11 protein-coding genes are annotated in these 19,479 nt (G+C 56.2%); 7 read left to right on the top strand and 4 right to left on the bottom strand.

Annotated elements, in window-relative coordinates; all coding sequences use genetic code 11:
* The first annotated feature begins 223 nt into the window (after nt 1-223).
* The 4 genes from xdhA (at nt 224) to KP705_RS07920 (ending at nt 6,520) form a co-directional block, all read left to right on the top strand.
* Nucleotides 224-1,684, top strand: coding sequence for a xanthine dehydrogenase small subunit (gene xdhA / locus KP705_RS07935; RefSeq protein ID WP_215764272.1), 1,461 nt, complete (start codon nt 224-226; stop codon nt 1,682-1,684).
* Nucleotides 1,677-4,004 (top strand): xanthine dehydrogenase molybdopterin binding subunit, encoded by a 2,328-nt coding sequence (xdhB, locus tag KP705_RS07930; protein ID WP_215764271.1) that lies wholly within the window; start codon nt 1,677-1,679, stop codon nt 4,002-4,004. Before xdhA ends, xdhB begins: the two co-directional genes overlap by 8 nt.
* A gap of 2 nt (nt 4,005-4,006) precedes the next feature.
* The gene (xdhC, locus tag KP705_RS07925) at nt 4,007-4,798 is read left to right on the top strand and encodes a xanthine dehydrogenase accessory protein XdhC (RefSeq protein ID WP_215764270.1); all 792 of its coding nucleotides are present in this window, start codon (nt 4,007-4,009) and stop codon (nt 4,796-4,798) included.
* Nucleotides 4,799-4,978: 180 nt separating this feature from the next.
* Nucleotides 4,979-6,520: a glucoamylase family protein gene (locus KP705_RS07920; RefSeq protein ID WP_252348281.1), complete on the top strand. Its 1,542-nt coding sequence runs from the start codon at nt 4,979-4,981 to the stop codon at nt 6,518-6,520.
* Between the two features lie 18 nt (nt 6,521-6,538).
* Here KP705_RS07920 and treZ read toward each other — a convergent pair whose 3' ends face one another.
* From treZ to glgA, 3 genes are read right to left on the bottom strand one after another with little or no spacing between them, the layout of a single operon-like run.
* The gene (gene treZ, locus KP705_RS07915) at nt 6,539-8,296 is read right to left on the bottom strand and encodes a malto-oligosyltrehalose trehalohydrolase (RefSeq protein WP_215764269.1); all 1,758 of its coding nucleotides are present in this window, start codon (nt 8,294-8,296) and stop codon (nt 6,539-6,541) included.
* A 17-nt stretch (nt 8,297-8,313) separates the two neighbouring features.
* Nucleotides 8,314-10,515 carry a 1,4-alpha-glucan branching protein GlgB gene (gene glgB / locus KP705_RS07910; RefSeq protein WP_046900192.1) on the bottom strand — a complete coding sequence of 734 codons (2,202 nt, stop codon included), beginning with the start codon at nt 10,513-10,515 and terminating at the stop codon, nt 8,314-8,316.
* A gap of 12 nt (nt 10,516-10,527) precedes the next feature.
* On the bottom strand, nt 10,528-12,168 hold the full coding sequence (gene glgA / locus KP705_RS07905) for a glycogen synthase GlgA (protein WP_215764268.1): 1,641 nt from the start codon (nt 12,166-12,168) through the stop codon (nt 10,528-10,530).
* Between the two features lie 204 nt (nt 12,169-12,372).
* Between glgA and glgX the strand changes: the two genes are divergently transcribed.
* Entirely contained in the window at nt 12,373-14,511 is a 2,139-nt protein-coding gene (gene glgX, locus KP705_RS07900) for a glycogen debranching protein GlgX (protein ID WP_215764267.1), read from the top strand.
* 83 nt (nt 14,512-14,594) lie between these two features.
* Nucleotides 14,595-14,783, top strand: coding sequence for a YqaE/Pmp3 family membrane protein (locus KP705_RS07895; RefSeq protein ID WP_046900189.1), 189 nt, complete (start codon nt 14,595-14,597; stop codon nt 14,781-14,783).
* 73 nt (nt 14,784-14,856) lie between these two features.
* Here KP705_RS07895 and KP705_RS07890 read toward each other — a convergent pair whose 3' ends face one another.
* Nucleotides 14,857-15,651: an SDR family NAD(P)-dependent oxidoreductase gene (locus KP705_RS07890; RefSeq protein WP_046900188.1), complete on the bottom strand. Its 795-nt coding sequence runs from the start codon at nt 15,649-15,651 to the stop codon at nt 14,857-14,859.
* Nucleotides 15,652-15,828: 177 nt separating this feature from the next.
* On the opposite strand from KP705_RS07890, the gene KP705_RS07885 reads away from it, so the two are divergent.
* Nucleotides 15,829-19,452 carry a PAS domain-containing protein gene (locus KP705_RS07885; protein ID WP_046900187.1) on the top strand — a complete coding sequence of 1,208 codons (3,624 nt, stop codon included), beginning with the start codon at nt 15,829-15,831 and terminating at the stop codon, nt 19,450-19,452.
* Nucleotides 19,453-19,479: the final 27 nt, after the last annotated feature.

Genomic DNA, 19,479 nt, shown 5'->3' with positions numbered 1-19,479 from the left:
GCTCGGTCTTGTGTGTCAGTAGGCGTTATCTGTGCTCTCGAAAAAGCAACGCGTTATGCGTATCTTGGATATGGACGGCAACACCCTCTTCAGTGCAGGACTCTGCTAGTCTCCCATTTTCATATTCGGGGTTTCCCCATCTTCACCAGGGTCGAACTTTGACAGTCCAGCCAGCCTTCTTCCGTTTTGCTTTGCGCGTGTTGCCTCATGGAGGGCAAGGATCATGAGACAGGCTGTACAATTTTATCTGGGCGATGAGCACTGCACTCTGAATGGCCTGAACCCGACCCTGACTCTACTGGACTGGCTACGAGATCGTGGCAAAACCGGAACGAAAGAGGGCTGTAACGAAGGCGACTGTGGTGCGTGCACCGTGCTGGTCGTACGACTGGATCAGGATCGGCTCGTTTGGCGCGCTGTGAATGCATGTATTCAGTTTGTCAGCATGCTGGATGGTGCGCAGGTTTATACGATTGAAGACCTCGGTACGCCTGATGCACCACATCCGGTGCAGGCTGCTATGGTGGAACAGCACGGTTCGCAGTGCGGTTTCTGTACGCCAGGTTTTGTCATGTCCATGGCAGCGTATCGCAAGACGCCTGGTGCAACTGTTGATGACGCCCAGATTGACGATGCTCTGGCTGGAAATCTTTGTCGCTGCACCGGGTACGCGCCGATCGTGCGTGCCATGAAACAGTCCATGTCGGCCGGCCCGGACCGTTTCGATGCGCAGGTTGCGATGATCACGGAGCGTCTCACAGCCCTGAATGACGGTGAAACCGTTCAGGTGTCTGGCGCAGAAGGCACCCTTACAATTCCGGCGAGTGTAGATGTTCTGGCTGACACACTGGTGCAGCATCCCGAGGCCACGATTGTCGCCGGGGCAACGGATGTGGGTCTGTGGGTGACCAAAGGCATGAAGCAACTGCGGCATGTCGTCTCGATCGGCCGTGTCCCTGAGCTACGGAAGATTGAGCGCACGGATGGAGGCCTGATGATCGGTGCTGCCGTGACTTATCAGGAAGCCAAGCCATTTATCGCAGACCTCCTTCCTGATGCAGCAGAGATGATCCGTCGGCTGGGTTCAACGCAGGTGCGGAACAGCGCGACAGTCTGTGGAAATATCGCCAACGGTTCGCCCATTGGTGACGGGCCGCCGATGTTCATTGCCGCTGGTGCGACCCTGCATTTGCGACTGGGCAATGAACGTCGCTCCATGCCTCTGGAAGCCTATTTCATTGCTTATGGAAAGCAGGATCGGCGGCCCGGGGAGTTTGTGGAAGCCGTTACCCTTCCGGTTCCTGAAAAGGACGTTCAGTTCCGCGCTTACAAGATTTCCAAACGGTTCGATCAGGATATCTCAGCGGTTCTGGGGGCTTTTTTCATGCGCCGGAATGCAGACGGAATCATTACGTCCGTCCGGCTGGCCTATGGTGGGATGGCAGCAACACCGAAGCGCGCAGCGAATGCTGAAGCAGCGCTGCTCGGCCGCCCGTGGGATGAAGCGACGCTGGACGCCGCAAGAGCCGCCATTGCACAGGATTTCACGCCTTTGACGGATATGCGCGCCACAGACTGGTATCGCCGGACAGTCGCCGCAAATCTGCTGACGCGCTTCTTTGAGGAAACAACGGGCGGCCCACAGGCGCGTCTGGCCCGTACGGGAGGGCTGGCGCATGTCTGAGGCTCGCAAGATGCTGGTTCAGGGGGCTGCCTCGACCAGCATGAAGCATGAAAGCGCGATCCTGCATGTGACAGGGCGTGCGAACTACATTGACGATATGCCGGAGCCGAAAGGCATGTTGCATGTTGTCCCGGGGCTGAGCACCAAGGCTCATGCTCGGATCGTTTCCATGGATCTGAGCGCCGTGCGCTCTGCGCCTGGTGTGGTGCTGGTTCTGACGGCAGAGGATGTTCCGGGCGAGAACGAAATCAGCCCGGTTCATGCGCATGATGAGCCCCTATTGGCCAAGGATCATGTCTATTACTGGGGCCAGCCGATGTTTGCCGTGGTGGCAACGTCCCGGCAGGCTGCCCGTCAGGCCGCTCGGCTTGTAAAGATCGAGTATGAAGAGAAGCCCGCTATCCTGAACGTCGCTCAGGCGCGGGAAGCTGGTGGCGATCTGGTCTGGCGTCCGCTCGTCATGAAGCGTGGTGATGTGGAGGCCGGACTGGCTGCTGCACCGCGTCGTCTGTCTGGCAGTATCACGATGGGCGGGCAGGAGCATTTCTACCTTGAAGGGCAGGCCGCTCTGGCTCAGCCGGGTGAGGCTGGGGAAATGCGCGTCTGGTCTTCCACGCAGCATCCGTCTGAAACGCAGCATCTGGTGGCGTGTGTTCTGGGGCGGCCGCATCATCTGGTCACGACTGAAGTGCGCCGGATGGGCGGGGGCTTTGGTGGCAAGGAAACGCAGGCCAATGCTGCGGCCTGTCTGGCGGCCATTGCGGCTGATCTGACCGGGCAGGCTGCCAAGATGCGTCTGGACCGTGACGACGACATGATGATGACCGGCAAGCGGCATGATTTTGTCGTGGATTATGATGTCGGCTTCACGGATGACGGTGACATTCTGGCGGTCGATATGGTTCTGGCCGCCCGCTGTGGTTGGTCCGCCGATCTATCCGGCCCTGTTGTGGATCGTGCGCTGTTTCATGCGGACAATGCGTATTTCTATCCGGATGTGCGGTTCCGTTCCGAGCCTCTCCGAACCAATACGCAGTCCAACACGGCCTATCGAGGGTTTGGTGGCCCGCAGGGCATTGTCGCGGCAGAGCGTGTGATCGAGGAAGTCGCATTTGCGACGGGGCTTGATCCTGTGACCGTGCGACTGCGCAATTTCTATGGAACAACAGACCGGAACGTCACGCCGTATCATATGACGGTGGAAGACTCGATCAGCCGTGAAATTGTCACGGAACTGGTGCGACGCTGCGATTATGCAAAGCGCAAGGAAGAGATCCGCGCTTTCAATAAAACCAGTCGATACATCAAGCGCGGGATTGCCCTGACGCCGGTAAAATTCGGCATTTCCTTCACGGCGACACACTACAATCAGGCTGGTGCGCTGGTTCATGTCTACACGGATGGCTCTGTGCAGGTGAACCATGGCGGGACCGAAATGGGGCAGGGTTTGCACACGAAAATGGTGCAGATTGCCATGCGTGAGTTTGGTCTGACGTCCGACCGGGTCCGCATCACAGCCACTACAACGGGCAAGGTTCCCAACACGTCCGCAACGGCGGCGTCTTCTGGGGCGGATTTGAACGGCATGGCAGTTCTGGATGCCATCACCAAGATCAAGCGCCGCATGATCGCGTTTGCCGCCGAGAAGTGGAGCGTCGCTGAGGAAGACGTGCAATTCCTGCCAGATGGCGTGCATGTCGGGTTAGAGGTCGTGACTTTCCAGCAGTTGGCTTGGCAGGTTTATTTCGCCCGCATTTCCCTGTCTTCCAACGGGTTCTACAAGACGCCCAAGATTTCCTGGGACCCTGCAACAGGGCGGGGCCGTCCGTTTTTTTACTTTGCCTATGGTGCGGCGTGTGCGGAAGTGTCCGTTGATCTGCTGACGGGTGAGAACACCATGGACCGCGTGGATATTCTCCATGACGCCGGGCAGTCCCTGAATCCAGAAATCGATGTCGGGCAGATCGAAGGTGGCTTCGTGCAGGGCGCGGGCTGGCTAACGATGGAAGAACTGGTCTGGGATCCTGCGGGTCGTCTGCGGACACATGCACCCAGCACCTATAAGATCCCGGCCTGTTCCGATCGGCCACGGGTTTTCAATGTGGAACTGCTGGAAAATGCCCCGAACCGGGAAGAGACGATTTTCCGATCCAAGGCCGTTGGGGAGCCTCCTTTTGTGCATGGCGTGGCTGTTCTTCAGGCCATCTCTGACGCACTCGCCAGCCTGAATGATTACAAGACCTGCCCGAAGCTTGATGCCCCCGCCACACCGGAACGGGTTCTGCGGACTGCCATGAGCCTGCGTGGCGAGATCGACTGATCATGTTGGAAGCCATCCGCCGCTGGCGTGATGCGGGGGAGGCGGTGGCCAGAATTACGGTTCTGGTCGCCAAAGGGTCCACGCCGCGTGAGGCCGGGGCTTATATGCTCCTTACACAACGCGAGCAGGTTGGGACCATCGGTGGGGGACGTCTGGAGTGGGACTGCATGGCGGATGCCCGGGCCCTCCTCACCAATGGTGACGATCATCTGGAACGTCATATTCCGTTGGGGCCTGCCATCAACCAGTGCTGTGGCGGCGCTGTGACGGTGAGCATCGAGCGCATACGAAACCTGGATGACATTGAGCGTCAGGCCTGGAGAGAGCGGGAGACGCTGCCTCAGTTGATTCTGTTCGGGGCAGGGCATGTTGGGAGAGCGCTGGCGAAATCACTGGCGCTTCTGCCCCTCAGGCTTGTCTGGGTTGATGCCCGGCAAGATGAGTTCGGGCCTGTTCCGCCAACAGTCGAAGCACAGGCCACATCAGACTGGGAAAGCACATTGAATGCAGCGCCTGCTGGTTCGGGTGTTCTGGTGCTGACACAGAGTCACACTCTGGATGCCCTCATTACGGGGGCAGCGTTGGCGCGAAATGATCTGCGATACGTTGGGATGATCGGCTCGCGTACGAAACGCAAACGCTTTGAGAGTGCGTTCCGGGCAATCGACATCCCGCAGCAGCAGATTGATAAACTGGTCTGCCCGATCGGAGATTTCAGCGTACGGGACAAGCGTCCTGAAATGATTGCAGCTTTCGTTACGGCAGAAATTGCGGCTCGTTTGCTGGAGGTTTGACGGCAGTAGAAATCCGGGACTCGCTCATGTAACGGAAGCTTTCAAAATCGTACGGGATTCGTGATTTCCGAGTGGATAATTTTCGATATTTCTGGCAGTTTTCCAAGCCTCGCAGACATCACGCCGTTGTGATGTAACACCACGTTCAAGTGATGCATCTTCTGCGCTTATGGTGAGCCTATGAGCACTGACTTTCGGATGCAGCCTGCGCCAGGCAGCAGGTTTATCTCGACAGCACGACGTGCAGGACAAAAGTTCTGTGCTTCATCCTCCCGTTTTCTCCGGACTGGAGTAGCGGCAGGGGTTGTGCACCTTGCCCTCTTTTCAGGATCTGCCATCGCAGCAGGTGCGGCGATACCGCAGGCCGACAAACCACCATCCCTCACGGCAGCCGATCAGACTTTTGTGGAAGATCTGGAACATCGGACGTTCCGCTGGTTCTGGGATACGGCCAACCCCAAGAATGGGTTGATCCCTGATCGCTCTCCGTTGCCGAACGGCGCTGCGAGCATTGCGGGTGTGGGCTTCGGTTTGACGGCTTATGGGATTGGAGCGGAGCGCGGATACATAACCCGCCAACAGGCTGCGGACCGCACGCTGACCACCCTGAGATTTCTGATCGGTCTGCCGCAGAACGACAAGGTTTCAGGTGCGGCAGGGTACAAAGGATTTTTCTACCATTTTTTGGACCCCAATACCGGCTTGCGCGTCGCGGACTGGTCTGAACTTTCCAGTGTAGACACAACACTTCTCATGGGCGGTGTTCTGTTTTCCCAGTCGTATTATGACCGGGATACTGCGCAGGAAAAAGAAATCCGCGACATTGCCGATCGCCTGTATCGCCGTATCGACTGGACGTGGATGAAAGCGCATGGCCCTTGGCTGAGCATGGGCTGGTCGCCGCCCAACACGTTCATCACGACGGACTGGAAGGGCTATAACGAAGGCCTGATCATTTATCTTCTGGCCATTGCATCGCCGACGCATCCCCTTCCGGCAGAAACATGGAAGACCTGGACGGCAACCTACGATGGGCAATGGGGAGATTTTCAGGGCCATAAGCTGCTGAATTTCGCACCACTCTTTGGTCACCAGTACAGCGAGTCCTGGATTGATTTCCGCGGCATTCAGGACGATTTCAATCGCAAGCATGATGACGACTATTTCCAGAACGGGCGTGAAGCCGTGTACGCGCAGCGCGCTTACGCACAGGCGAATCCCGGAGACTGGAAGGACTACGGTGCCAATATCTGGGGGCTGACCGCCTGTGATGGCCCCGGAGACATTCAGCAGGATTATGACGGCAAGCATCGCCATTACCTTGCTTACAGTGCACGTGGTGCAGGCCGGGATTACATTCTGGACGATGGCACCATTGCACCAACAGCCGCGGGCGGATCGATTGCCTTCGCGCCCGAAATTGCTCTTCCCGCACTGGAAGAGATGCGTAAGCGCTACGGAAGCCGGATTTACAATCAGTATGGCTTCCTAGACTCCTTCAACCCCTCATTCAAAGACAAGAATGATTACTGGGTCGACGGGCAGCAGCTTGGCATTGATCAGGGACCTATTCTGCTGATGCTGGAAAACTGGCGCAGTGGCTTCGTGTGGAACACGATGAAAAAGAATCCTTACCTGCGTGATGGCTTAAAGCGCGCGGGATTTCAGGGCGGCTGGCTGAACGAAAAAACAGCGTCCAGCCAGGGCGACCGTCCGCTGTAATTTTGTAGGTCGCCCTTGTTAAAAGGCGCGACCAAGTGCCGCAACGAGCGTTCCGGGCGGAATTGTCTGGGATGCTCGTTTAGAGCTGGTTTCGTAAAAGATGTTTTCTGGCTCGGGGAGCGATACAGTGTCTGTCCCCAGATTAACGGCGATGGTCAGCAGGCTGCCGTCCCCAAGAGTCCAGGAGGCAATGACAGCTTTCTCTCCCAGAATATCGGCTCCCGCGCTGTAAGCTCCTTTCAGGTGCGGCGTAATTTTGGAATGGCGTAAGGCCAAAAGTTCTTTTGTTCTGGCAAGCCATGCCTGACCTTCCGGTGTGTCCCGTTCGGCTCGGTCCGGGCGGGAAATTCGAAATGTTTTCGGATCAGTGGGGCTAGGAAGTGTCGCAAGAATTTCCGGGTCCGTCAGGTTGCAGTATTCGGCAAACTGTTCTTCGCGCCCACGGCGGACCTTCTCGCCAATGGTCCCGTGAAAATCCGAAAAGAAATAGAACGGCGTTTTTGAGCCCCACTCTTCCCCAAGGAACAGCATTGGCGTCATGGGGCAAAGAAGAAGCAGCGCATAGGCGGCTTTGAAGGCGTCCGGGTCAGAAAGGGTGATCAATCTTTCCCCCAGAGGGCGATTACCGATCTGATCGTGGTTTTGTAAAAACGTTACGAATTTTGTTGGAGGTAAATCGCTGCTCGGACTACCGCGCGTTTTCTGGCGCGGCGGGAAAAATTCGCCCTGCCACGCAAGCCCCTCTGTCAGGACACGTTTAAGAAGGCCGGTTGTCTCGTGATGAAACGGCAGGAAAAACCCCTTGTCCTCTCCGCTGAGCATGACGGTCAGGGTATGGTGCCAGTCTTCGCTCCATTGTCCGGAATAACCGTCGCGGAGAAGGCCTGCGTCATTATTCTCGTTTTCAAGAATTAAATGAACATGGCGGCCCTTTTCGACGGTTTTGTGAATGCGGCTCTGAAGTTTATAAAACCATTGTCGATCCGTAATGGCCCATGCGGCATCGATGCGGAGGCCGTCGAAGCGATATTCCATCAGCCAGTAAAGCGCATTGTCGATAAAGAAATCCGCTACGATTGGGTTATGGAAGTCGATACCATCACCCCAGGGCGTGTCGTAGCGCGGGTCGAAGAAGCCCTTTGCATATTCCAGCAGGTAATTCCCATCTGGGCCGAAGTGATTGTACACAACATCCAGAAAGACCATCAGACCCAGTGAATGAGCATGGTCGATCAGGTCTTTCAGGGCTTCAGGCCGTCCATAAGCTGGCGTTGGGGCATAAACCAGAACGCCATCATATCCCCAGTTCCAGTGACCGCTGAAACTGTTGACCGGCATGAACTGAACCGTTGTGATGCCCAGATCCGCCAGTTCCTGAAGGCGGGCTTTCATGCCTTCATAATTGCCTTCGAGACCCAGATGCGTCTCGTAAATGATGGTTTCTTCCCACGGGCGCCCCTTCCAGTCGGGTGTTTTCCAATCATAAAAATCGGGGTCGAGAATTTCGCTTCGCCCATGTACGCCATCAGGCTGAAAGCGGCTGGCCGGGTCAGGAACCGTGACGTTGTCACGGACGCGGTAGAGGTATCGCGCCCCGGCACCACAAGGTGCTTCAGCGACGAATGTTCCATCTGCGTGCCGCCTCATGGCGATGGGCGGAAGGTCCTCCACCTCCACGAAAACTCTCTCACAGGAGGGAGCCCAGAGGGTGAACCGTGTCCGATCGGGAGCGATGAGTTCTGCACCCAGGCGGTTTTTAAACCTGAAGGAAGACATGCGCTGCGTCCTTTGTCTCAGGGAGCTGGAGAAAGATAAAGCACGGCAAGAGGAGGGAGGATCAGTTCGACAGAGTGTGGCATGCCGTGGGTGGGAATATCCTCGGCATACACCTGCCCATGATTGCCGAGATTACTTCCACCCAGATGGGCTGCGTCTGTATTGAGGAGCTCTCGCCATTCACCGCGCCATGGAACGCCAATGCGGTAGTTCATGCGCGGAACAGGCGTCATGTTGCCCACAACAAGAACAGGGCGTGCATCTGGAGACTGTCTGAGCCAGGCAAAAACCGTGTTGGCGATATCGTCGGCAACGAGCCACTGAAACCCTTCATGCTCATCATCGGAAGCATGAAGGGCAGGGTAAGAGCGATACAGCGTGTTGATGGAACGAACCGTGTCATGCATGCCGCGGCCATATCCGTCCCACAGCCGATACCACGCCAACTCACCTTCATGATTCCATTCGTGCGGTTGAGCCAGCTCTCCGCCCATGAAGAGAAGTTTTCGGCCCGGATAGGCCCACATCAGGGCATAGAGTACGCGCAGATTGGCATGTTTCTGCCACTCATCTCCCTGCATTTTGGTCAGGAGAGACCCTTTTCCGTGGACAACCTCATCATGGGAAAGTGGCAGGATAAAACGTTCCGAATAAGCATAGATCATGCCGAAAGTGATGTCGTTTGCATGGTAACTGCGCCAGAGCGGATCAAGTTCCATGTACCGCAGCGTGTCATGCATCCAGCCCATATTCCATTTGTAGGTAAAACCCAGGCCGCCTGTTCTGGCGGGCGCTGTCACGCCTGGCCAGGACGTCGACTCTTCCGCGATCAGCATGGTGTCAGGGTGGAGGTCTTCCAGAGTTTCTGACAGATGGCGCAGGAAATTGACCGCTTCCAGATTTTCGCGCCCTCCATGAATGTTTGGGCGCCATTCTCCTTCCTTGCGGCTGTAATCCCGGTACAGCATGGATGCGACAGCATCGACGCGCAGACCGTCGATGTGGAACTGTTCCAGCCAGTGCAGGGCGCTGCCAGCCAGAAAACCACAGACTTCGTTGCGCCCATAATTATAAATCAGGGTGTGCCAGTCCTGATGATAGCCTTCCTGCGGGTCTGCATGTTCATACAGGTGTGTGCCATCGAACTGGCTCAGCCCATGCTGATCGGCAGGGAAATGGGCAGGAACCCAGTCGATGATGACGCCGAGGCCGGCTTGGTGGCAACGGTCAACGAAGTTGGCAAATTGGGCGCGTGAACCATGGCGCACTGTAGGCGCATAGAGGCTGAGCGGTTGGTATCCCCATGACCCGGAATAAGGATACTCCGCGATTGGGAGTAGCTCCAGATGAGTAAATCCCAGATCCTGAAGATACGGAATGAGCGCATCACCAAGCTCCTCCCACGTCATGATGTCATTGCCATGCTGGGGATGACGCCATGAGGGGGCATGAATTTCGTAAATTGAAATGGGAGCCTGACTGGCATGTCTGGCCGCGCGCGTGCTCATCCATTCCTTGTCGTGCCAGACAAAGTCATCTGGCGCCGCAATAACGGAGGCATTGGCAGGCGGCAGTTCTGCGGCTTTGGCATAGGGATCCGCCTTGGCGGGAAGAACGTGTCCATCCTGAGAGACTATTTCGTATTTGTAACGCTCTCCGGCGTGCACTCCAGGAATAAATAACTCCCACACGCCAGACCCATGACGCAGGCGCATGCAGTGCCGACGGCCATCCCAGATATTAAAATCGCCAACGACGGAGACACGTTTGGCGTTTGGTGCCCACACTGCGAAGCGGACGCCATTTACGCCATCAACAACCATGGGAATGGAGCCCATCATCCGGTCGATCTGCTGATGTTTCCCTTCCGAAAAAAGGTACAGATCCATGTCGCCCAGAAGCAGGCCGAAGCTGTATGGATCATGGGTGTCCTGCCACGCGTCGGCCCAGCGGATGCGGAGGCGATAGCGGGCGGAGCGTGGGAGCGTGGCGGAATACAGGCCGCGATCATCGATCCGACGCATGGTTTTTTCCAAAACCTGCCCTGATGCCTGTTCCACCATGAGATGGACTTCCACAGCATCGGGGTAAAAGACTCTCACAATATCCTGGCGATGATCCCGGTGGCGGCCCAGGAGTGCGAAGGGGTCACTGCACTGCCCGGCCATAAGTGCGTCTGTCATGGATTGAAGAACGGGATCGACCGGACGAGCCATCATGCAAAAATACCTTCAGGAACGGGTGCCCGTACGGGGCGTGAACGGAACAAGTGAAGACGTGGCTGCGTCGCCTGCGGTGCGCGGCATCCGTGCAACCTGCCGTGACAGCCGTGGACGTGCACATGCCGGATCGGCCCGGCGTGGGGCGATATCACTGCCAGGCTCTGTCATGACTGTTTCATGGCCGGTCATGCCCTGCAGTAGGCGGGCATATTGGGCGGCTTTGCCATTCCAGGACACATCGTGCAGCGCCCCATTCCGCTGCATCCGTGCCCAGACAGCTTTTTGACGAAACAGGGCCTGCGCGCGGCGGATTGCCAGATAGAGCATGTCCTCTGTTGTGGGGGAGAACAGAATTCCGTTTGCAACGCCCTCTGACACAGCAGCTGAATTGGCATCAATAATGGTGTCGCTCAGCCCTCCTACACGGGCTGCAATCGGGATCGATCCGTAACGCAGGGCATGAAACTGCGTCAGGCCGCAGGGTTCAAAACGGGAAGGGATCAGGGATGCATCGACCGCAGAGTGCAATCGGTGGCCAAGTGTCTCGCTGTACCGCAGATGGCAGACGAAATTTTGCGGATACCGGCTACGTAGGGTCGCAAACTCTTGCATGATGTCTTCATCACCCACACCGACAACAGCGAGCTGGATATTCTCCTGAAAGAGGCGAGGGGCCAGCTTTGCCAGCAGGTCAGCCCCTTTCTGTGTTGTCAGACGACTGACCATCCCGAGAAGCAGAGCATCCGATTTCTGAGGAAGGCCAAACTCAGCCTGAAACACACGCTTGTTCGCACGGCGCGCGATGATGTCTCCAACTGCATAAGGAAAAAAGACGGAGGGATCGGTCATGGGGTTCCATTCCCGCAGATCCACGCCATTCAGAATGCCGGTCAAAGCGTTGGAACGTGCCCGCAGGACGGTATCCAGCCCCATTCCTTCCTCAGGAGTCTGAATTTCTTCTGCATAGGTGGGTGACACACTGATCAGACGGTCTGAAAACTGAAGAGCGGCCTTCATGAAGCTGATCTGGCCGTAATATTCGAGTTGGTCGAAGGTAAAAGACCACTCCGGTAAACCGAAGGCGTGTAGCATTTCGCGGGGGAAGAGCCCCTGGAACGCGAGGTTATGCACGACATGGGCGACCGGCGGCGTCGGGCCTTCCATATAGCGCAGATAGGCGGGAACCAGCCCGGCGTGCCAGTCGTGGCTCAGAACTGCGTCTGGTTTCCAGTCCGGTAGTAATCCGGCCGCAATTAATGCGGCCGTTCGGCATAACACCGCATAACGAATGCCGTTGTCGCTCCAGGGCTGACCGTCTGGCGAAAGATAGGGATTTCCGGGACGATTGTAGAGGTCTGGTACGTCCACTGCATAAAGCGTGCCTCCATCAGTGCGGCCTTCCCAAAGGATAACGGAATATCCGAGAACATTATCGATCCGGATTGTTTCTTTGCAGTTGCACAGCGCATTCAGAACTGCCGGATAGCCGGGCACAATGGTGCGTGTGCTAATCCTGTGAGGCTCAAGTGCCGCTGGCAGTGAGCCAACGACATCGCCCAGCCCTCCGGTTTTGATCAGCGGATAGATCTCCGCCGCTACGGAAAGAAGCTGCAGTTCTCTCACAGCTGATGCGGGCGTATTCTGCGTCATCACACACACACCTCTCGCTATCCTGCGGAGTTGGATATTTTTTGGCTTTGTCGATGAAACAACGCCTGATGGATGCTGTTGGAAACGCCTTCACAAATAATTTATAGTCGTGTCAGAAGCCTTTCCAGCGTTATCGCCCCAAAAGCTGCACGGCTCTGCCATGGGGCAGGAAAACCGACTTGCGTTTTTGCTGGAATAATCAAAATGAGCGGTTCGCGTCAGAAGGGATTACAGGAAGGAAATCCTAATAATCTTGGAGCTACCTATGACGATTCCGGTGTAAATTTCGCCGTTTTTTCTGCCCACGCCAAAGCTGTTGAAGTCTGCCTGTTCGATGAAGACGGAACACGCGAGACAGATCGGATCCGTCTGCCTGAATATACCGATCATGTTTTTCATGGATGGATCCCGGATCTGAAGCCGGGGCAGTTATATGGTTACCGTGTTCATGGGCCTTATGAGCCCGACGAAGGGCACCGGTTCAATCCGAATAAATTACTCCTGGATCCATATGCCAGAGCATTCCATGGGGACCTTAAATGGGATCCTTCCCTGTTTGGCTATGAGCTGGACAGCCCGGACAAGGATCTGAGTTTCAGCACGGCAGACAGTGCTGCATTCGTCCCTAAAGCCATCATCATTGACCCGACGCCGCAGCATTTTGACCATCCCGATACACCTTGGACGGATACGGTCATCTACGAGATGCATGTGAAAGGGTATACCCGTCAGAACTCTGCCGTGCCCGAGAAACTGCGGGGAACCTATGCCGGACTGTCAGACCCGAAACTGCTGAAAAGTATTCGGGATATGGGCGTGACAGCGGTGGAATTCCTCCCGGTTCAAAGCTTCGTCAACAGCAAATTTCTGGCGGATAAGGGCCTTAGAAATTACTGGGGCTATAATACGATCGGTTTTTTTGCCCCCGAAAGCCATTACGCAGCAGAGCCTGATAATGCGGCTCCGGAATTCCGGGCTTTGGTGCGTGCCTGCCATGAGGCGGGCCTCGAAGTTATTCTCGACGTTGTTTACAACCATACAGCCGAGGGTAACGAGCTTGGTCCTACGCTTTCATTCCGGGGCTTGGATAATGTTTCCTATTACCGGCTCATGCCGGACAGCAAAAGACATTACATAAACGAAACGGGAACCGGAAACACATTCAGCCTGACGCATCTAAACTGCATCCGCTTTGTTGCGGACAGCTTGAGATATTGGGTCAAGGAAATGGGGGTTGATGGATTTCGGTTTGATCTCGGAACAATTCTTGCGCGCGAGGAAGATGGTTTCCATAATGATGCAACGTTTCTGCGCGTCTGCCGGCAGGACCCTGTGTTGTCGCATGTGAAACTGATTGCCGAACCTTGGGACGTTGGTCCGGGTGGTTATCAGGTTGGGAATTTTCCGCCGGGCTGGGCGGAGTGGAATGACACGTTCCGGGATACTGTTCGTGATTTCTGGCGTGGCGAGGCCAAGTCAGGCGCCCTTGCGCCCAGGCTTCTGGCCAGCCCGGACCGTTTCAACCACAGTGGGCGGCAGACATGGGCCAGTGTGAATTTTGTCACGGCTCATGACGGTTTCACGCTCATGGACTGCGTCTCCTACAACGAGCGCCATAACGATGCGAACGGGGAGGAAGGCAAGGATGGCTCTCCCGATAACCGATCCTTCAATTATGGCGTGGAAGGACCGACAGAAGACCCGGATATTAATGCTACTCGCTGGCGCCAATGCAGGAACATGCTGTCCACGCTGCTGCTGTCACAGGGAACGCCGATGCTTCTGGCCGGTGACGAATTTGGCCGGACGCAGCAGGGGAACAATAATGCCTACTGCCAGGACAGTGAGATTTCATGGCTGAATTGGGAGATCGGCAAAGAAGGCGCTCAACTTCAGAATTTTGTTCGCCGCTTAACGGGATTGAGGCGCCGGTATCCCATTCTCCGGCGCGGGCGCTTTCTGACGGAGGCTTACAATAAAGAGCTGGATGTTCAGGAACTCACCTGGCTGACTGCTGGTGGCAATCAGATGATGCCGGAAGACTGGGGGCATGATCAGTGTTTTGGTCTGATGATCGACGGTCGCAGCCAGCGGAGTGGCATCATGCGACGCGGGTCAGATGCGACTGTGCTGCTTGTGTTCAATGGATGGAAAGATGCCGTTCCATTCATACTGCCAGAGACAGGAGAAGGCCGGTGGAAGCTTCTGCTGGACACAAACCAGCCAGACGCTGATAGCGAGATTGAGAAAGAAGTCTTTGACCAGAAGCATGAATACACCGTCACCGGTCGGTCTCTGCTGCTGCTGGAACTGATTTGTCGTGAAGCTGGTGAGTGTGCCTGACGGCAGACATGGCGGATGAAACATTGCATCCATGTCAGACCTGACGAAGAATAACGGACCCTGTTTTAGGAAAGGACTATCTTATGCGTCTCATTCTTGCCCTGCTTCTGCCGTGGCTTCAGTTCTTCACCATTGGTCGCCCGTTTGCAGGTATTATCTGCCTGTTCCTTCAGGTGACTCTCATTGGCTGGATTCCGGCTGCAATCTGGTCCGTGTATGCATTGAGCCAGTATCGCACAGATCAGAAGCTGGCCGCTGCACGTCGCGGCTGAGCCTGTAACGCCCCATAAAAAAGCCCCGACGTCGAAAGGCGCCGGGGCTTTTTTATATTTTCAATTCGGGTCTTTAGATCGTATCGACGGTTCCACCATCAACCCGCAAAGCTGCGCCTGTCGTGGCGGAGGCGAGGGGCGATGCGGCGTAAACAACGATATTCGCGACTTCGTCGACTGTTGCCATGCGCTGAAGGATATTGCTTGGGCGGTGCTTCCGGACAAAATCCGCCGCAAGCTCTTCCATAGGCTGAGTGCTGTCAGGGTTCTGGGCCTTGAGCATGTCTTTTACACCCTCGGAAAGGGTTGGGCCTGGCAGGATGGAGTTTACCGTGACATTCGTCCCCGCCATATCCTTGGCCAGACCGCGGGCAAGACCCAGCATGGCCGTCTTGCTGACACCGTAATCGATCATTTCCACAGGAATGTTGATTGCAGATTCCGACGCAATGAAAAGAACACGGCCCCAGTTACGCTCTTTCATGCCGGGCATGTAGGCGCGGGCCAGTCTGACACCGGAAAAGAGGTTGACCTCGAACAGCTTCTGCCAGCTTTCATCCGTGGTCTTGAAGAAGTCGTTGGGGCCGAAAACTCCGGCATTGTTGATCAGAATATCAACAGCGCCTTCAGTGTTCACAAGCGTGTCACACCCTTCGGCAGTGCCAACATCCGCCACCACACTGCGAAAAGTGCCACCAGGAATACGTTCCCGCAGAACATCCAGCGCTTTGTCTACGCTTTCCTGTTTGCGGCCGTTGATGATGACGGTTGCGCCAGCTTCGGCAAGGCGCCGTGCTATGGCGAGTCCGATCCCGCCAGTAGACCCTGTGACAAGGGCTGTACGACCACTCAGATCAATTCCAAGCATGGCGGGTTTCCTTCTTCATGGGATGGCACATGGCGAAGGAAACGCAGCACGGTCTTGATGGTCGCAAAGGTTTTATGGAAAAGAACTCCGGCGGGAGGCTGCGCTCCTGTGAAGATCTGTTAGTGTGAGGTCGGCCCTCGTCCATCCGGGAAAAGCGGCATGACCGGGAGAGACAGCATGACGGCCGGTTCAGAAGTAGCGCAAGCCAGCGGCAACGCTCTTCCTCCTTCGATCGTGCATCAGATCAGAACAGCTCTTGAAGACTTCTCGGAGCATCTGCTGGCTTTGGCAGTCAGTCTGGGTGGTGGAGCTGCTGCTCTGGTTCTCCGTGACCATGACCGGGAGTGGGTCATTGTCTCTGGTGGAGACAGCCACTTTCTTGCCGAGCTTGAAGGTCAAAATCCTGAGGCTGTTTGCCGTCTTCCCGTTTATGAAAGCTCTCCTGAAGTCTGGCTGTGCGTCCGGGAAAAAACGCCAGGTCTGGAGAATGTCCAGGCTCTTTGTGCGCGCCATATTGCCAGGTCATTTCCAGTGGCAGACGGCTCCGGAGTGGCCAGTCAGCTTCATCGGCTGGATCGGCGTATCAGAAGAATGGCCGAAGCCGCGGAGATGGGTTTTTTCCGCTGTAATCTGACGCGTCGGCTTCTGTTTGGAGATGAGCGCTTTGCCCAGATCTGGGGCCTTCCTCCCCAGCTCCTGATGCAGGGGCTTTCGCTGGAAGATGCATATGCCTGCCTCCACCCAGATGACCGCGCCGCATATGAAAGTGTTGCAGAAGACGATCTGCGGGAAGAAGGCACTTTCGAATTCCGTTTCCGCATCGTGGTGTCACATGCGCAGGGTCCGACAATGGTGCGGCATCTGCTTATTCGGGGCTGGCGGGATGATGATCGGCCGGGTCACGATGATCTGTGCTCTGTCGGCGTGGTCATGGACGTTTCAAACGCCTCTGCCGTGGCTGAGGCGCTCAGATCCAGCGAAGCCTTTACCCATCTTCTTCTCTCCAGTTCGCCAGATTGCATTCATATTCTGGACATGGATGGGTGCATCCGGTTCATCAATGCGGGTGGTATCGAGGCCATGGAACTCGACAGCCCCATTATCCTGCATGGTGTTCCATGGGTTGATCTGTGGCGGGGGCAGGCCCGCATCATGGCCACTCAGGCCGTCAAAACGGCACTGGGTGGAGAGGCGGGACGCTTTCAGGGGTATGCCAATACCATGCGGGGAAACCGCCGCTTCTGGGATGTGGCCGTTACGCCGATTTTTGGAGAAGACGGGGACGTCCAGCGGCTTCTGGCGACGGGGCGTGATCTGACGGAAGTCAATCAATCCAGTCTTCGGCTTCAGCTTGCACTGGATGCAGGTGCTATCGCCGGAACATGGATGTGGGATGACAATTCTTCTCTCGTGATCGGGGATACACGTCTGGCTGAAACGCTGGGCCTTGATGCAAAAGCTTTGGAGCAGGGCGTTTCTGTTACGGCGTTCTATGCTGCTATCGAGCCGGAAGATCAGGGGCGCGTTGCGGCGGCCATCACAAACGCCCTTCACACAGGGGGGCGATGCGATTTCGAATTCCGTGTCCACACACCAGCCGGCCCGCGATGGTTTGAAGGGAATGGGCGTTGCGATCTGACTGAAGACGGGCGACCGCTCCGTTTTCCCGGCATCGTGCTGGATATTGATCACAGCAAAAGACAGGCCCTCCGTCAGGCAGCCCTGGTGGAGCTTGGAGATCGCCTGAGGGCACTGGAAAACGCTGATGAGATGGAAGGCGTTGCCGCGCAGATCCTGTGTCGCGAACTTTCCGTAAGCTGCGCCGCTTACGGAACAGTCGATGAGGCGGGAACGGGTCTGCTGATTGGTGCAATGCGGACTGTGACGCTGGGGTCAGGCAGTCATGTTCAGCGTCAGGCGTCTATCCGTGGATTCCACGCGTTCCGTGACTATGGCGATTATGGGCCTCTGTTGGCTCGCGGGCGTACTGTCGCCATTTCAGATGTGCGTCTGGACACTTTGACGCTTAAGCGTGTCGAACGCTTTGAAACCCTCAACATTCGTGCGCTTTTGAATGTGCCCCTGTTCAAGTTTGGCAGGCTCGTGGGTGTGATGTGCGTGTATTCCACTGTTCCGCATGTGTGGACCGAAGAGGAAATCGTCTTCACCCGCGCTGTGGCGGATCGCACCCATGCCGCCATGCGCCAAGCCAAAACCCAGCAGGAATTGCGTGAAATGAACGTCATGCTGGAGGAGCGGATCCGCCAGCGAACGCGGGAACGTGACCGCCTCTGGACCATCGCCAAGGACCTGTTCGTTATCATCAGCCGAAGTGGTCACTACATGGCTGTCAGTCCTTCCTGGTTGCGGGCGTTGGGCTATACACAGGAAGGTTTGATCGGGCTGAGGATTGAAGCTCTGTGTCACCCGGATGATCAGGCCTCGGTTTGTGAAGCGTTTGATCAGGTTCGACACAGCACGCCTTGGTCCGATGTCGCGCTGGACGTGCGGATGAAGCACCGAAACGGCACATGGCGGCTCTATAACTGGAACTTCAATAATGAAGGTGACACCATTTACGGTGTTGGCCGTGATGTCACCGAGCGCAATGATCTGGAAGAGCAGTTGCGCCAGTCCCAGAAAATGGAAGCTGTTGGCCAGCTAACCGGTGGTCTCGCCCATGACTTCAACAATCTGCTTGCGGGAATAGGCGGAAGTCTTGAGCTGCTTGAAACCCGACTGACGCAAGGCCGCACCATTGGTCTTGATCGTTATATCACGGCATCGCAGGACGCGGTGCGACGTGCAGCGTCACTAACGCACCGTTTGTTGGCCTTTTCGCGTCGGCAGCCTTTGGACCCCGTGCCGACAGATGTGAATGGTCTGGTCAGCGGTCTGGAGACCCTTCTTCGCGGAAGCGTTGGCCCACTGGTGTCTATTCAGTTTGATCTGCAGCCAGGAATCTGGACGACACGGGTTGATGCCAACCAGCTTGAGAACGCCGTGCTCAATCTCTGTATCAATGCACGGGATGCGATGCGGGAGAGCGGCGGGACCATACGGATCGTGAGCGCTAATACATCTCTGGGGTCTGTGGCCAGCCACGAAGCCGGGGTGCCTGTTGGTGACTATGTGCTTTTGAAGGTTGAGGACAACGGTTGTGGGATGGCGGAAGAAACGCTGCAACGGGCGTTTGATCCGTTCTTTACGACCAAGCCTCTAGGGAAAGGGACTGGCCTGGGGTTGAGCATGATTTACGGTTTTGCCCGTCAGTCTGGTGGGCAAGCCCAGATCAGGTCCCTGCCCGGAGAAGGAACGTCCGTCAGCCTCTGGCTCCCTCGCTACAACGGGCCTGCCACTGTGTTACCGGCAGATGTTCCTGACGGTGATATTCTGACGAAAACGGCGTCTGTGCGGCTGTCTGGAAAGCTGGTGCTGATTGTGGATGACGAGGAAGCCGTACGCCTCATTGTGAGTGACGTTGTCGGCGATCTGGGTGCAAGAGTTCTGACAGCAGAAGACGGTATTTCAGCTCTGGAATTGTCAGATCGTTTTTCGAATGGCGTTCAGCCAAGCGTGATGATTACGGATATTGGTATGCCAGGTGGCATGAATGGGCGGCAACTCGCTGCGCGCATGAGAGACAGATTTCCCGATCTGAAAATTCTGTTCATTACGGGCTATGCGGAGCAGAATATTCTGGATGAAGGACTGCTTGAACCAGGCTGTGCTCTGCTTGTGAAACCGTTCAGCACCGAAGCTCTGGCCCGCAAGCTTTCACAGCTCGTGGTGCCCGCCTGAACTCAGTCGGCCGATCAGGCGTTTGAT

This window comes from Gluconobacter sp. P1D12_c (genome assembly GCF_018812105.1).
GTDB lineage: Bacteria > Pseudomonadota > Alphaproteobacteria > Acetobacterales > Acetobacteraceae > Gluconobacter > Gluconobacter oxydans_A.
This window is presented reverse-complemented; position numbering and strand designations above follow the sequence as displayed.

Excerpts from the sequence above, each read along its gene's own strand:
- xdhA (WP_215764272.1), top strand. The coding sequence starts at position 224 with ATGAGACAGGCTGTACAATTTTATCTGGGCGATGAGCACTGCACTCTG.
- xdhB (WP_215764271.1), top strand. The coding sequence starts at position 1,677 with ATGTCTGAGGCTCGCAAGATGCTGGTTCAGGGGGCTGCCTCGACCAGC.
- xdhC (WP_215764270.1), top strand. The coding sequence starts at position 4,007 with ATGTTGGAAGCCATCCGCCGCTGGCGTGATGCGGGGGAGGCGGTGGCC.
- KP705_RS07920 (WP_252348281.1), top strand. The coding sequence starts at position 4,979 with ATGAGCACTGACTTTCGGATGCAGCCTGCGCCAGGCAGCAGGTTTATC.
- treZ (WP_215764269.1), bottom strand. The coding sequence starts at position 8,296 with ATGTCTTCCTTCAGGTTTAAAAACCGCCTGGGTGCAGAACTCATCGCT.
- glgB (WP_046900192.1), bottom strand. The coding sequence starts at position 10,515 with ATGATGGCTCGTCCGGTCGATCCCGTTCTTCAATCCATGACAGACGCA.
- glgA (WP_215764268.1), bottom strand. The coding sequence starts at position 12,168 with ATGACGCAGAATACGCCCGCATCAGCTGTGAGAGAACTGCAGCTTCTT.
- glgX (WP_215764267.1), top strand. The coding sequence starts at position 12,373 with ATGAGCGGTTCGCGTCAGAAGGGATTACAGGAAGGAAATCCTAATAAT.
- KP705_RS07895 (WP_046900189.1), top strand. The coding sequence starts at position 14,595 with ATGCGTCTCATTCTTGCCCTGCTTCTGCCGTGGCTTCAGTTCTTCACC.
- KP705_RS07890 (WP_046900188.1), bottom strand. The coding sequence starts at position 15,651 with ATGCTTGGAATTGATCTGAGTGGTCGTACAGCCCTTGTCACAGGGTCT.
- KP705_RS07885 (WP_046900187.1), top strand. The coding sequence starts at position 15,829 with ATGACGGCCGGTTCAGAAGTAGCGCAAGCCAGCGGCAACGCTCTTCCT.